The 13,766-nt window shown below is 67.4% G+C and carries 11 protein-coding genes; 9 read left to right on the top strand and 2 right to left on the bottom strand.

The features are described 5' to 3' along the window. Window positions 1–58 precede the first annotated feature (58 nt). The 7 genes from ACAV_RS12845 to ACAV_RS12815 all read left to right on the top strand — a co-directional run bounded on the left by ACAV_RS12845 (window position 59) and on the right by ACAV_RS12815 (window position 9,571). Entirely contained in the window at window positions 59–1,378 is a 1,320-nt protein-coding gene (locus ACAV_RS12845; RefSeq protein WP_013595008.1) for an ATP-grasp domain-containing protein, read from the top strand. A gap of 197 nt (window positions 1,379–1,575) precedes the next feature. Beyond that, on the top strand, window positions 1,576–3,039 hold the full coding sequence (cycA, locus tag ACAV_RS12840; RefSeq protein ID WP_013595007.1) for a D-serine/D-alanine/glycine transporter: 1,464 nt from the start codon (window positions 1,576–1,578) through the stop codon (window positions 3,037–3,039). A 207-nt stretch (window positions 3,040–3,246) separates the two neighbouring features. Further along, window positions 3,247–3,822 carry an EF-hand domain-containing protein gene (locus ACAV_RS12835; RefSeq protein ID WP_013595006.1) on the top strand — a complete coding sequence of 192 codons (576 nt, stop codon included), beginning with the start codon at window positions 3,247–3,249 and terminating at the stop codon, window positions 3,820–3,822. A 170-nt stretch (window positions 3,823–3,992) separates the two neighbouring features. Continuing rightward, entirely contained in the window at window positions 3,993–5,177 is a 1,185-nt protein-coding gene (carA, locus tag ACAV_RS12830; RefSeq protein ID WP_013595005.1) for a glutamine-hydrolyzing carbamoyl-phosphate synthase small subunit, read from the top strand. Further along, window positions 5,170–8,430, top strand: a complete 3,261-nt coding sequence (gene carB, locus ACAV_RS12825) for a carbamoyl-phosphate synthase large subunit (protein ID WP_013595004.1) — start codon at window positions 5,170–5,172, stop codon at window positions 8,428–8,430. The genes carA and carB overlap by 8 nt, the downstream gene beginning before the upstream one ends. A gap of 217 nt (window positions 8,431–8,647) precedes the next feature. Continuing rightward, complete coding sequence (gene greA, locus ACAV_RS12820) at window positions 8,648–9,124, top strand: transcription elongation factor GreA (protein ID WP_013595003.1); 477 nt, start codon at window positions 8,648–8,650, stop codon at window positions 9,122–9,124. A gap of 36 nt (window positions 9,125–9,160) precedes the next feature. Beyond that, entirely contained in the window at window positions 9,161–9,571 is a 411-nt protein-coding gene (locus tag ACAV_RS12815) for a DUF4149 domain-containing protein (RefSeq protein WP_013595002.1), read from the top strand. 90 nt (window positions 9,572–9,661) lie between these two features. Here ACAV_RS12815 and ACAV_RS12810 read toward each other — a convergent pair whose 3' ends face one another. Both ACAV_RS12810 and ACAV_RS12805 read right to left on the bottom strand, forming a co-directional pair. Continuing rightward, a complete protein-coding gene (locus ACAV_RS12810; protein ID WP_013595001.1) occupies window positions 9,662–10,435 on the bottom strand; it encodes a hypothetical protein in 774 nt (257 codons plus the stop codon). A gap of 18 nt (window positions 10,436–10,453) precedes the next feature. After that, window positions 10,454–10,930 (bottom strand): YhbY family RNA-binding protein, encoded by a 477-nt coding sequence (locus tag ACAV_RS12805; RefSeq protein ID WP_013595000.1) that lies wholly within the window; start codon window positions 10,928–10,930, stop codon window positions 10,454–10,456. 21 nt (window positions 10,931–10,951) lie between these two features. On the opposite strand from ACAV_RS12805, the gene ACAV_RS12800 reads away from it, so the two are divergent. Together ACAV_RS12800 and ftsH are read left to right on the top strand one after the other, a co-directional pair. Continuing rightward, complete coding sequence (locus ACAV_RS12800; RefSeq protein WP_013594999.1) at window positions 10,952–11,608, top strand: RlmE family RNA methyltransferase; 657 nt, start codon at window positions 10,952–10,954, stop codon at window positions 11,606–11,608. 214 nt (window positions 11,609–11,822) lie between these two features. Beyond that, window positions 11,823–13,748, top strand: a complete 1,926-nt coding sequence (ftsH, locus tag ACAV_RS12795) for an ATP-dependent zinc metalloprotease FtsH (RefSeq protein ID WP_013594998.1) — start codon at window positions 11,823–11,825, stop codon at window positions 13,746–13,748. Window positions 13,749–13,766: the final 18 nt, after the last annotated feature.

The following is a 13,766-nucleotide window of genomic DNA, read 5'->3' as shown; positions in this document are numbered from 1 at the left end:
TGCCATCTCCCGGCCGGAGGCGCCGCCCGCATGCCATGGCTGTCGAGATCGCGGTCCCATGAACATTCTCATCTTCCATTCCATTCCCTATCCGCACGTGGAGTACCACCGCGGGATCGACCACTCCCGGCACGACGTGACCTATTTCGGCCCTGCCGAGGCGCTGGCAACCGTGCCCGAAGGGTTGCGCTGCAGCAAGGTCGCGCGCCCTGGCGCCGCCGGGGCGTGCGAAGAGGCGCGCTCCTGGATGGCGGCCCATCCTTGCGTGGCGTTCGACCGGGTCATCGCCCTGTCCGAGGGCGAGCGCCTCGAGGCCGCCCGCCTGCGCGAATGGCTGGGCCTGCCGGGCGACCGGTCCGAGAAGGTCGCGGCCCTGCGCAACAAGCTCTGGATGAAACAGGCCGTCGCCGCCGCTGGGCTGCGGGTGCCGCGCTTCGCCTCCCTTCCCGCATTCCTCGCCCGCAGGGACGGCCCGCCCTGGCAGGGGCGGACCGTTCTCAAGCCCCACAGCGGTGCGGCCAGCGAGGACGTGGCCGTCTTCGCAACCGCCGCGGAGGCCCGTGCCGCCGTGCTGGGTTTCTGCTCCGGCATTCCCCGGCTGGACGCCCTGCAGGCCGTGGACGTCTGCGGCGACTTCGAGGTGGAGGAGTACGTGGAGGGGCCCGTCCTGCACTTCGATGGCGTGGTCGCGGGCGGCACGGTCTTCGCGCTCGCCGCCAGCCGCTACCTCAATACCTGCCTGGACTATGCCCGCGGAGCGCCGCTGGGCTCCATCCACATCCCGCTTGACGAGCGCATGCGCCATTGGGTCGCCCGTGCCCTAGAAGGGCTCGGCATGCGCGACGGCTGCTTCCACCTGGAGGCGATCGAGCAGGGCGGCGACCTGGTTTTCCTGGAGATCGACCATCCCGTCGATGTGCCCCACGGCATCGCCACGTTCGAGCGGGCCACGGGCATCCACCTGCCGTCGGTGGAGCTGCACCGGCTGCTGGGTGAGGCCGGGGAGAACGAAGCTCCTCCCCTGGGCCGGGAGGCAGGTTCGGCCGATCCGGGGCGGTGCTGGCACGGCTGGTTCGCCGTGCCCGGGCACCACCTGGGCTGCGCCACCCATCCTGGGCTGGAGGGCATCGCCGTGTTCCGGCGCAGCGAGGCGGTGGTCGGCTGGAGCGAGCTCCCGGCAGGTGCGCCACTGCCCGGAAGGGTTACCTACCGGACCGATGCGCTGCCGCTGGCAGGCATCGTCGCCACGGCGGCACCGCCGCAGACCCAGGCCTGGATGGAGTCGCTTTTCGCGGCGGTGCAATGGAAGCCCGCCGAGCCGCGTGCCGTGCCGGAAGCCGCCCCCGTTCCCGCGGCCGCCCTGCCAGCCACTGCATGAGCTGCCGGGTGCCGCGGACCGGGGTGCCGCCAAAAGCGGCACCAGTTGCGTCTAAGATCCGCGCTTTCCGACCAGCGGAACCGCACGCCGCCCGCATTTTCAGGCGGCTTCTTTCCGGCCCTTGTCCTGCCTCGTACGCCTCGAGCGGCGATGCACGCGGGCCGGTTTCCCCAGTCTCTTCCATTGGAGTTCCCTGAATGACACCTCAGGCCACGCCCCCAGGGCACGACCCCGCGGGGCACGACCATCTGCAGCGCAATCTCACCAACCGGCACATCCAGCTCATCGCCATCGGCGGCGCGATCGGCACCGGGCTGTTCATGGGGTCCGGCAAGACCATCAGCCTCGCGGGTCCGTCCATCGTGTTCGTGTACATGGTGATCGGCTTCGTGCTGTTCTTCGTGATGCGCGCCATGGGCGAACTGCTGCTCTCCGACCTGCGCTACAAGTCCTTCATCGATTTTTCCGCCGACCTGCTCGGGCCCTGGGCAGGATTCTTCACCGGCTGGACCTACTGGTTCTGCTGGATCGTCACGGGCATCGCCGACGTGATCGCGATATCGGCATACACCCAGTTCTGGTTTCCGCACATTCCGCAGTGGGCGCCGGCCCTGGCCTGCGTCGGCCTGCTGCTGTCGCTCAACCTCCTCACCGTCAAGCTCTTCGGCGAGATCGAGTTCTGGTTCGCCATGGTCAAGATCGTCGCCATCGTGGCGCTGGTGGCCACCGGCCTGTACATGGTGGTCACGGGCTTCGTCGCCCCGGCGGGGCACCAGGCCAGCCTGGGCAATCTCTGGAACGACGGCGGCATGTTCCCGCACGGGCTGATGGGCTTCTTCGCGGGCTTCCAGATCGCGGTGTTCGCCTTCTCGGGCATCGAACTGGTCGGCACCACCGCGGCGGAGGCGCAGGATCCGGAGCGCAGCCTGCCGCGTGCCATTAACTCCATTCCCGTGCGCATCATCGTCTTCTACGTGCTGGCGCTCGTCGCCATCATGGCGGTCACGCCATGGCGCGAGGTCGTGCCCGGCAAGAGCCCGTTCGTGGAACTGTTCGTGCTCGCCGGGCTGCCGGCCGCCGCAGGCGTCATCAACTTCGTCGTGCTGACCTCGGCCGCCTCGTCGGCCAACAGCGGCGTGTTCTCCACCAGCCGCATGCTCTACGGACTGGCGCTCAAAGAGGATGCGCCCCGGGCCTTCCGCCACCTGTCGAAGCAGAGCGTCCCTTCGCGCGGCCTGCTGTTCTCGTGCACCTGCCTGCTGGCCGGGGCCCTGCTGATGTGGGTGATTCCCGACCTCGTGGAAGCGTTCACCCTGGTCACCACGGTGTCGGCCATCCTGTTCATGTTCACCTGGTCGCTGATCCTGCTGTCCTATATCGCCTACCGGCGCAACCATCCTGAACGGCACGCCGTGTCCATCTACAAGATGCCCGGCGGCGCGGCGATGTGCGCGGCCTGCCTGGCGTTCTTCGTGTTCATCCTGGGGTTGCTGGCGCTGGAATCGGACACGCGCAAGGCGCTCATCGCGACCCCGCTCTGGTTCGTGCTGCTGGGAGCGGCCTACAGCCTGCTGCGCCCCGGCTCCCGCCGGGCGGCCGCTCAGGCCGCCGGGACGGGGATGGCTCCGGGCTCGGTGCCCGGGCCGGCTTCCAGCCGCTGACCGCGCCGGGTGTTCCCCGGGGGGCGGCGGCACGTGGCCCATGCGGAGCGCGGCTGCGTGCCGCGCTGCCCGAAAAGCCGGGCGCTTGCCGCCTTCTTCCGGGGATCGGCGCGCCGCAGGCTGCGTAACCTTCCGGGGAGCGCATGCGGTTTCGCTCCGGGCAGGGTGCCGGGAGCGGCGGGCGCCATTCCTGAGGAGCCTGCGGCCATGTCCCCCATCATTTCCGGTCTCGCGTCCGTCGCGTCCATGCTGTACAACGCGGCCTCGTCGTCCAGGGCATCCTCCGGCCCGGCAGGGAAGAGCGCCGACACCTCGTCCCAGCCCGACCCCTCGGCAGTCGTGACGCTGAGCCAGGATGCGGGTGGCCTTGCCCGCCTGGCCGGCCAGGGCGTGATGGCGTCCACGGCACAGGCGCACGCCGGCCTGCTGGCCACGGGCGGATCGGCGGGTGGTGCGCTGCAGGCGCTGTCGTCCAACCGCGCCGTGCCGAAGGAGGACTTCCAGGCGCTGCTCACGCGCTTCGGCGCGACGGACGCGCAGAAGGAGCAGCTCACGGCCGGATTCGACACCGACAAGGACGGCACCATCACGCGCGACGAGTTCCTCCAGGGCCTCGCGCAGACGGCGGGCCCGCAGGGTTCGGGGGAGTTCGCGAAGTCCCTCCTGGCGCTGCTCGACCGCGGCGCCGCCGGCAATGCCGACGGGACCGTGGGCGCCAACGAGTTCAGCGCGCTGACCACCGCGTTCGCGGACATGTCCCGGCGCCCGCGCAACATCCTCTGAAGGCTGCGGGGATTGGCCGGCCGTCCGACACGGCACCCGGGTGAGGCTACAATTGGAGGCTTTCCCGCAAAAACGTCGCCCGGCCGCAACCAAAGCAATCCTTCCATAAAGAGCAGTCCTCAGGTCCATCCCGAGGGCTCCGGGCGACCCGTAACCATCCGGAGAACCCAGTGCTTTTGTCTCTCAAGGGAACCTTCCCTCCCGCCATCCTGGCGCTCGCAGACGGCACGGTCTTTATTGGTCGCTCGATCGGTGCCACCGGCACCACGGTCGGTGAAGTGGTGTTCAACACCGCCATCACCGGCTACCAGGAAATCCTCACAGACCCCAGCTATTGCCAGCAGATCGTCACGCTGACGTATCCGCACATCGGCAACTACGGTGTCAACACGGAGGACGTCGAGGCCGACAAGATCCATGCCGCAGGTCTCATCATCAAGGACCTGCCCCTGCTGGCCAGCAATTTCCGCAGCACCGAAACGCTGTCGCAATACCTCGTGCGCGGGAGCACGGTGGCCATTGCCGACATCGACACCCGCAAGCTCACCCGCCTGCTGCGCGACAAGGGCGCGCAGAACGGCGCGATCCTGGGCCTGGCGGCCGGCGAGACGGTGACGCAGGCGCGCATCGACGAAGCCCTGGCCGCCGCGAAGGCGGCGCCCAGCATGAAGGGACTGGACCTCGCCCAGGTGGTGAGCACCCCGTCTTCCTACGTCTGGGAGCAGACCGAGTGGAAGCTGGGCGAAGGCTACGGCCGGCAGGAGTCTCCCCGCTTCCACGTGGTGGCGTACGACTACGGCGTGAAGAAGAACATCCTGCGCATGCTGGCCGAGCGCGGCTGCAAGCTCACCGTGGTGCCGGCGAAGACCCCTGCCGCCGACGTGCTCGCGATGCGCCCGGACGGCGTGTTCCTGTCCAACGGCCCCGGCGATCCGGCGCCCTGCGACTACGCCATCGAAGCCACGCGCCAGATCATCGACGCCGGCGTGCCCACCTTCGGCATCTGCCTGGGCCACCAGATCATGGCCCTGGCCAGCGGCGCGAAGACCTTCAAGATGGACAACAGCCACCACGGCGCCAACCATCCCGTGAAGGACCTGGACAACGGTCGCGTGAGCATCACCAGCCAGAACCACGGCTTCGCCGTCGAGGCCGGTTCGCTGCCCGCCAGCCTGCGCGCCACCCACGTGAGCCTGTTCGACGGCACGCTGCAGGGCCTGGAGCACACCAGCCAGCCCGCATTCTGCTTCCAGGGCCACCCCGAGGCATCGCCAGGCCCGCACGACATCGCCTATCTGTTCGACCGCTTCACGGCGCTGATGGAAAAGCACAAGACGGAGAACAAGAATGCCTAAGCGCAGCGACCTCAAATCGATCCTCATCATCGGCGCCGGCCCGATCATCATCGGCCAGGCCTGCGAGTTCGACTACTCCGGCGTGCAGGCCTGCAAGGCGCTGCGCGAAGAGGGCTACAAGGTCATCCTGATCAACAGCAACCCCGCCACGATCATGACCGACCCGGCCACGGCCGACGTCACCTACATCGAGCCCATCACCTGGCAGACGGTCGAGAAGATCATCGCCAAGGAGCGCCCGGACGCCATCCTGCCCACCATGGGCGGCCAGACCGCGCTCAATTGCGCGCTCGACCTGTGGCGCAACGGCGTGCTGCACAAGTACAAGGTGGAGCTGATCGGCGCCACGCCCGAGGCCATCGACAAGGCCGAGGACCGCCTGAAGTTCAAGGACGCGATGACCCGCATCGGCCTGGGCTCCGCCCGCTCCGGCATCGCCCACTCGATGGACGAGGCCTGGGCCGTGCAGCGCAGCGTGGGCTTCCCCACGGTGATCCGCCCCAGCTTCACGCTGGGCGGCACCGGCGGCGGCATCGCCTACAACCCGGAAGAGTTCGAGACCATCTGCAAGCGCGGCCTCGAAGCCTCGCCCACCAACGAACTGCTGATCGAGGAATCGCTGCTCGGCTGGAAAGAGTACGAGATGGAAGTGGTCCGCGACAAGAAGGACAACTGCATCATCGTCTGCTCCATCGAGAACCTGGACCCGATGGGCGTGCACACGGGCGACTCGATCACGGTCGCACCCGCGCAGACGCTCACCGACAAGGAATACCAGATCATGCGCAACGCCTCGCTCGCGGTGCTGCGCGAGATCGGCGTGGACACGGGCGGCTCCAACGTGCAGTTCTCGGTGAACCCGAAGGACGGCCGCATGATCGTCATCGAGATGAACCCGCGCGTGTCGCGCTCCTCGGCACTGGCCTCCAAGGCGACGGGTTTCCCGATCGCCAAGGTGGCCGCCAAGCTGGCCGTGGGCTACACCCTCGACGAGCTGCGCAACGACATCACTGGCGGCGCGACGCCGGCCTCGTTCGAGCCCTCGATCGACTACGTGGTGACCAAGATCCCGCGTTTCGCGTTCGAGAAGTTCCCCGCGGCCGACAGCCGCCTGACCACGCAGATGAAGTCCGTGGGCGAGGTGATGGCCATGGGCCGCACCTTCCAGGAGTCGTTCCAGAAAGCCCTGCGCGGCCTGGAAGTCGGCGTGGACGGCATGAACGAGAAGACCCAGGACCGCGAGCTGCTCGAGAAGGAACTGGGCGAGCCCGGCCCCGAGCGCATCTGGTACGTGGGCGATGCATTCGCCATGGGCCTGTCGGTGGACGAGGTGCACGACCTCACCAAGATCGACAAGTGGTTCCTGGTGCAGATCGAGGAGATCGTGAAGATCGAGCTCGACCTCGACCGGCTCTACGAAGAGAAGGGCGAGGGCGCGCTGGCCGCGATCGATGCCGGCACGCTGCGCGTGCTCAAGAAGAAGGGCTTCTCCGACCGCCGCCTGGCCAAGCTGCTCAAGACCAACGAGAAGGCCGTGCGCGAGGCGCGCCGCGCGCTGAATGTGCGCCCCGTGTACAAGCGCGTGGACACCTGCGCCGCCGAGTTCCCCACCAACACCGCCTACATGTACTCGACCTACGAGGAAGAGTGCGAGGCCGCGCCTTCCTCGAAGAAGAAGATCATGGTGCTGGGCGGCGGGCCGAACCGCATCGGCCAGGGCATCGAGTTCGACTATTGCTGCGTGCACGCCGCGCTCGCCATGCGCGAGGACGGCTACGAGACCATCATGGTCAACTGCAACCCCGAGACCGTCTCTACCGACTACGACACCTCGGACCGCCTGTACTTCGAGCCGCTCACGCTCGAAGACGTGCTCGAGATCGTGGACAAGGAAAAGCCCACCGGCGTGATCGTGCAGTACGGCGGCCAGACGCCGCTGAAGCTCGCGCTGGGCCTGGAGGCCGAGGGCGTGCCGATCATCGGCACCAGCCCCGACATGATCGATGCCGCGGAAGACCGCGAGCGCTTCCAGAAGCTGCTGGGCGACCTGGGGCTGCGCCAGCCGCCCAACGCCACGGCCCGCACCGAGGCCGAGGCTCTGGAGAAGGCCGCCACCCTGGGCTACCCGCTCGTGGTGCGCCCCAGCTACGTGCTGGGCGGCCGCGCGATGGAGATCGTGCACGAGCAGCGCGACCTCGAGCGCTACATGCGCGAGGCCGTCAAGGTAAGCAACGATTCCCCGGTGCTGCTGGACCGCTTCCTCAACGACGCGATCGAGTGCGACGTGGACTGCCTGCGGGATCCCGAAGGCAAGGTGTTCATCGGCGGCGTGATGGAGCACATCGAGCAGGCCGGCGTGCACTCGGGCGACTCCGCCTGCTCGCTGCCGCCGTATTACCTCTCCAAGGCGACGGTCGATGAGCTCAAGCGCCAGACCGCCGCCATGGCCGAGGGCCTGAGCGTGGTGGGCCTGATGAACGTGCAGTTCGCCATCCAGGAGCGCGAAGAGAACGGTGCCAAGCAGGACGTGATCTACGTGCTGGAAGTGAACCCTCGCGCCTCGCGCACGGTGCCGTTCGTCTCCAAGGCCACGGGCATCCAGCTGGCGAAGGTGGCCGCGCGCTGCATGGCCGGCCAGTCGCTCGCGTCCCAGGGCATCACCGAAGAGGTGACGCCGCCGTACTTCAGCGTGAAGGAGGCCGTGTTCCCGTTCGTGAAGTTCCCGGGCGTGGACACCATCCTCGGTCCCGAGATGAAGTCCACCGGCGAGGTGATGGGCGTGGGCAAGACCTTCGGCGAAGCCTTCGTCAAGAGCCAGCTCGGTGCCGGCACCAAGCTGCCCACCTCGGGCAAGGTGTTCCTGACGGTGAAGAACAGCGACAAGCCGCGCGCGGTGGCGATCGCGCGCGAGCTCGCGGCGATGGGCTTCGACCTCGTGGCGACCAAGGGCACGGCTGCGGCCATCGCCGACGCCGGTGTGCCGGTGAAGGTGGTCAACAAGGTCACGGAAGGCCGGCCGCACATCGTGGACATGATCAAGAACGACGAGATCGTGATGGTCATCAACACGGTGGAGGAGCGCCGCAACGCGATCGCGGATTCCCGCGCGATCCGTACCAGCTCGCTGCAGGCGCGCGTGACCACGTTCACGACCATCTTCGGCGCGGAAGCGGCCGTGGAAGGCATGAAGCACCTGCAGAACCTGGACGTGTATTCGGTGCAGGAACTGCATGCGCAGCTGACGGCCGCGTGACGGTGCCCGCATGCCTGTCCCGCACGGGCCTGCCCCGTGCGGCGGCCGGTGTGGACGGGCATGAAAAACCGGCATAATTTGCCGGTGACCTATTCAAGACCGCCGCGCGGCAACGCGCGGCGGTTTGCTTTTGGGGCGCAGCCAAACCCGTTCGCGGTCTGCTGCGCCGGTAGGCCGCGCGTGTGCGCGGCATGAGTTGAACGTGGAGACTGATTCAATGGCCACCATTCCCATCACCAAGCGCGGCGCCGAAAAGCTCAAGGAAGAGCTGCACCGCCTGAAGACCGTCGAGCGGCCCGCCGTCATCAACGCCATCGCGGAAGCCCGCGCGCAGGGCGACCTGAGCGAAAACGCCGAGTACGAGGCTGCCAAGGACCGCCAGGGCTTCATCGAAGGCCGCATCCAGGAAGTGGAAGGCAAACTGTCCGCCGCCCAGGTGATCGATCCTGCGCAGCTCGACGCGGGCGGCAAGGTGGTGTTCGGCGCCACGGTGGACCTCGAGGACGAGGAGTCCGGCGACCCGGTGACCTACCAGATCGTGGGCGAGGACGAGGCCGACCTCAAGCAGGGCCTGATCAACGTGTCCAGCCCGATCGCGCGCGCGCTCATCGGCAAGGAAGAGGGCGATACGGCCGAAGTACAGGCACCCGGCGGCCTGCGCCGCTACGAGGTGGTGGCCGTCCGCTACCAGTAAGCCACCTGCTTCCCGCGACGCTGCCGACGACACGCCATGCGCCACCACCTGCCCATCCTGCTGGCCGCCCTGTGGTGGGGCAGCCTTTCCGCGATCGGCTTCCTGGCCGTGCCCATGCTGTTCGCGCACCTGCCGACGCCGGTGATGGCCGGCAACATGGCGGCCCGGCTGTTCGAGGCGCAGACCTTCGTCTCGGCCGCCTGCGGCATGGGCCTGCTCCTGGCCTCGCAGCGCAGGGGTGACGCGCCCCAGGAGGCCTGGGCGAAGGAGGCGATGCCCTGGATCATCGGCGGCCTGCTGCTGGCCCTGCTCGTGCAGTACGGCGTGGCACCGCGCATCGTGGCGCGCACCCAGCTCAAGCTGTGGCACAGCGTGGGGACTGTGATGTATGCCCTGCAGTGGCTGTGCGCCCTGCGGGTGCTGTGGCGTGCTTCCGCGCCGCGATAGAACGAACGGGTCAGGGCCGCCACGGCACCCGGTGCCTGCCGGGTCTCGCGCAGAAGGCAGGGCGGCCGGTGGATGCGCCCTGCCGCGGCGTCATTCCCGCCAGTGCTCCGCCACCCAGGGCGTGGGCTCGATATGGCGGAACCGGCGGTTGCGCCGGCCGGCGAGGGCGTCCGGCGGATTGCATTCCCCGTGGAAGATCACCACGCGCGCTCCCGGTGGAATCGCCGGTGGCCGCCAGTAGTTGGCGGGCCAGCGCGGGATGCTGTGGTACTTGAAGCTCGGGCACCAGGCCGCAGGCCAGTAGCTGAGCTTGCCCTGGCGGTGCAGGAAGTCCGACAGGTAGGCCTGTTCATTGCGGAACTGCGCGCGGATCGCCTCGAAATTCTCGCGAAAATATTCCAGCACGCCCGGGTGCGCGCCGATCTCGAACCGGTACACGGACGAGTTGCCGGTGATGCGCCAGGGGCGCTTGTAGTCGTGGATGATGACGAATTCGCCCGGCTGGGTGAAGAAATCGTCCAGCGGGCCGACCACCACCACGTCCACGTCGAGGAACAGCGCCGTTCCGCGCAGCCCGTACAGCTCGGGGTGGAAGGTGGCCAGCTTGGTCCAGCCGCGCTCCGGGATGCCCGCGGGCAGCTCGAGCGCGGGAATGGGAAAGCACTCCACCTCCTGCCGGATGCCCTGGGAGTCGTCGGTCAGGCAGATGAAGCGGAACGGGCCCGTGAGATGCCGGCGCACCATGGCGTACAGCCGGTTCACGTATTCCGGCCCGTACTTGGTGCCCCACTTCATGCAGAGGATGTGGCGCTGGGGGGCGTGCGCCTGTCCCTGCACCTGGGCGGCGCCGATGTCCGTGCCCATCGCGTCAGTGTCCCCGCATCAATCCACCTGCCGCTTCTTCACGGAAGTCTGCTTCGGTTTCTTGGCGCGCTTGATCTGGCCGCCGGGCGTCAGGCGCTGGTTGCCCAGCACGCGCAGTTGCTTCACTTCCGGCCGCTGGCCGCCGCGCTTGCTGAACTTGAGGACCTTCACGTCGCGCGGGCCGGGCATGCGGTCTTCGTCGATCGCCTTGGCCTTCTTCGCCGGGGGCCGCCAGAGCACGATCAGCTTGCCGATGTGCTGGATCGGCGCGGCATCCAGTTCGTCGGCCAGCTGCTGGTAGATCTGGTCGCGCGCGGCCCGGTCGTCGCCGAGAATGCGCACCTTGATGAGGCCGTGGGCCGACAGCGCGGCATCGACCTCTTTCTGGACCGCTGCGGTGAGGCCGTCGCCGCCGATCATCACCACGGGGTCCAGGTGGTGGGCGTTGGCGCGGTGTTCCCGGCGCTCCGCGGGGGTCAATTGGATTTGGGGCATGGGCCGTATTATCGAGGCAGGATGAAAGCCAACACGAAAAGCAAGAAGGTGAACAAGGCGTGGCTGCATGACCACGTCAACGACACCTACGTCAAACTCGCCCAGAAAGAGGGCTATCGCGCACGTGCCGCCTACAAGCTCAAGGAGATCGACGAAACCCTCGGCCTCATTCGCCCCGGGCAGGTGGTGGTCGATCTCGGCTCCGCGCCCGGCGCCTGGAGCCAGTACCTGCGCCGGCGCATGGCGCCTGCCGGCGCCGCCACCGGCCAGCTCAACGGTACCCTGATCGCGCTCGACATCCTGCCCATGGAGCCGATCGAGGGCGTCACCTTCCTGCAGGGCGACTTCCGCGAGGAGGACGTGCTCGCGCGGCTGCAGGAGACCGTCCAGGGCCGGCCGGTGGACGTGGTGGTGTCGGACATGGCGCCCAACCTGTCGGGAGTGGAGTCGGTCGATGCCGTGCGCATCGCCCACCTGATCGAGCTGGCGGTGGATTTCGCGCAGCAGCACCTCAAGCCGGACGGTGCGCTGGTGGTGAAACTCTTCCACGGTAGCGGATACACCCAGCTGGTGCAGCTTTTCAAGGAAAACTTCCGCACCGTGAAACCGATGAAGCCCAAGGCATCGCGCGACAAATCGTCCGAAACCTTTCTCGTCGGAATGGGTTTGCGCAAATAACCCGGCGGGAATTTTTCCCGCTTCCGTGCAGGCGGCCATGCCGCGGGCCGGCCGGCCGGATGCCCGAGCTATGGTGACCATAGCCGCGGTTGGGGTAAAGGCAAGGCGGCGCTCGCCTTGAAAGGCCTAAAATGCGCCCTAAATGCGCTGGAACGTGCCCCCGGTGAGCGTCCGATCCGGCCATTGTTCTCCCCCTCGATTCTGGAGCCCCGCTTTGAACAATCAATGGTTTTCGAAAATTGCCGTGTGGCTCGTGATCGCCATGGTGCTTTTCACGGTGTTCAAGCAATTCGACACCCGTGCGGGCGCCAGTGCCGGCAACATCGGGTACTCGGAATTCCTGGAAGAAGTACGTGGCGGCCGCATCAAGAACGCCACCATCCAGGAAGGGCAGGGCGGCACCGAGATCGTCGCCACCACCAATGACGACCGCAAGGTCCGCACCACGGCCACCTACCTCGATCGTGGCCTGGTCGGCGACCTCATCAACAACAACGTCAAGTTCGACGTCAAGCCCCGCGAGGAAGGCTCGCTGCTCATGACCCTGCTGGTCAGCTGGGGCCCCATGCTGCTGCTGATCGGCGTGTGGGTGTACTTCATGCGCCAGATGCAGGGCGGCGGCAAGGGCGGTGCCTTCAGCTTCGGCAAGAGCAAGGCGCGCATGCTCGACGAGAACAATAACACCGTCACCTTCGCCGATGTGGCCGGCTGCGACGAGGCCAAGGAAGAAGTCAAGGAAGTCGTCGATTTCCTGAAGGATCCGCAGAAGTTCCAGAAGCTGGGCGGCCGGATCCCGCGCGGCCTGCTGCTGGTCGGTCCTCCCGGCACCGGCAAGACGCTGCTGGCCAAGTCCATCGCCGGCGAGGCCAAGGTGCCGTTCTTCAGCATCTCCGGTTCCGACTTCGTCGAGATGTTCGTCGGCGTGGGCGCGGCCCGCGTGCGCGACATGTTCGAGAACGCCAAGAAGAACGCCCCCTGCATCATCTTCATCGATGAAATCGACGCCGTGGGCCGCCAGCGCGGCGCCGGCCTGGGTGGCGGCAACGACGAGCGCGAGCAGACCCTCAACCAGATGCTGGTCGAGATGGACGGCTTCGAGACCAACCTGGGTGTCATCGTGGTCGCCGCCACGAACCGCCCGGACATCCTGGACGCCGCGCTGCTGCGCCCCGGCCGCTTCGACCGCCAGGTGTACGTCACGCTGCCGGACATCCGCGGCCGCGAGCAGATCCTGAACGTCCACATGCGCAAGGTGCCCGTGGGCCAGGACGTGAACGCCGGCGTGATCGCCCGCGGTACGCCCGGCATGTCCGGCGCCGACCTGGCCAACCTCTGCAACGAGGCCGCGCTGATGGCCGCGCGCCGCAATGCGCGCACGGTGGAGATGCAGGACTTCGAGAAGGCCAAGGACAAGATCATCATGGGCCCCGAGCGCAAGAGCATGGTCATGCCCGAGGAGGAGCGCCGCAACACGGCCTACCACGAGGCCGGCCACGCCCTCATCGGCAAGCTGCTGCCCAAGTGCGACCCGGTCCACAAGGTCACGATCATCCCGCGCGGCCGCGCGCTCGGCGTGACGATGAGCCTGCCCGAGAAGGACCGCTACAGCTACGACCGCGAGTACATGCTCAACCAGATCAGCATGCTGTTCGGCGGTCGGATCGCGGAAGAGGTCTTCATGAACCAGATGACGACCGGCGCCAGCAACGACTTCGAGCGCGCGACCTCGATCGCCCGCGACATGGTGACGCGCTATGGCATGACCGAGGCCCTGGGCCCCATGGTGTATGCCGAGAACGAGGGTGAAGTCTTCCTCGGCCGTTCCGTCACCAAGACGAACAACATGAGCGAGCAGACGATGGAGAAGGTGGACGGCGAAGTCCGCCGCATCATCGACGAGCAGTACGCCCTGGCGCGCAAGCTCATCGAGGATAACCAGGACAAGATGCACGCCATGGCGAACGCACTGCTGGAATGGGAAACCATCGACACCGAGCAGTTGGACGACATCATGGCGGGCAAGCCGCCCCGTCCTCCCAAGGACTGGACGCCCCGCACGCCTTCGTCCGGCGGCGACAACTCCTCCGGCGGCGGAACGCCCGCACCGGTGACCACCGACCCTTCGCCCACCGTGGCGTAAGGCGCCGCAGCCTGCCGC

Origin of the sequence: Paracidovorax avenae ATCC 19860, from assembly GCF_000176855.2 — a bacterium.
Lineage (GTDB): Bacteria > Pseudomonadota > Gammaproteobacteria > Burkholderiales > Burkholderiaceae_C > Paracidovorax > Paracidovorax avenae.
The sequence above is the reverse complement of the archived record's forward strand: the minus strand, read 5'-3'. Positions and strand labels throughout refer to the sequence as shown.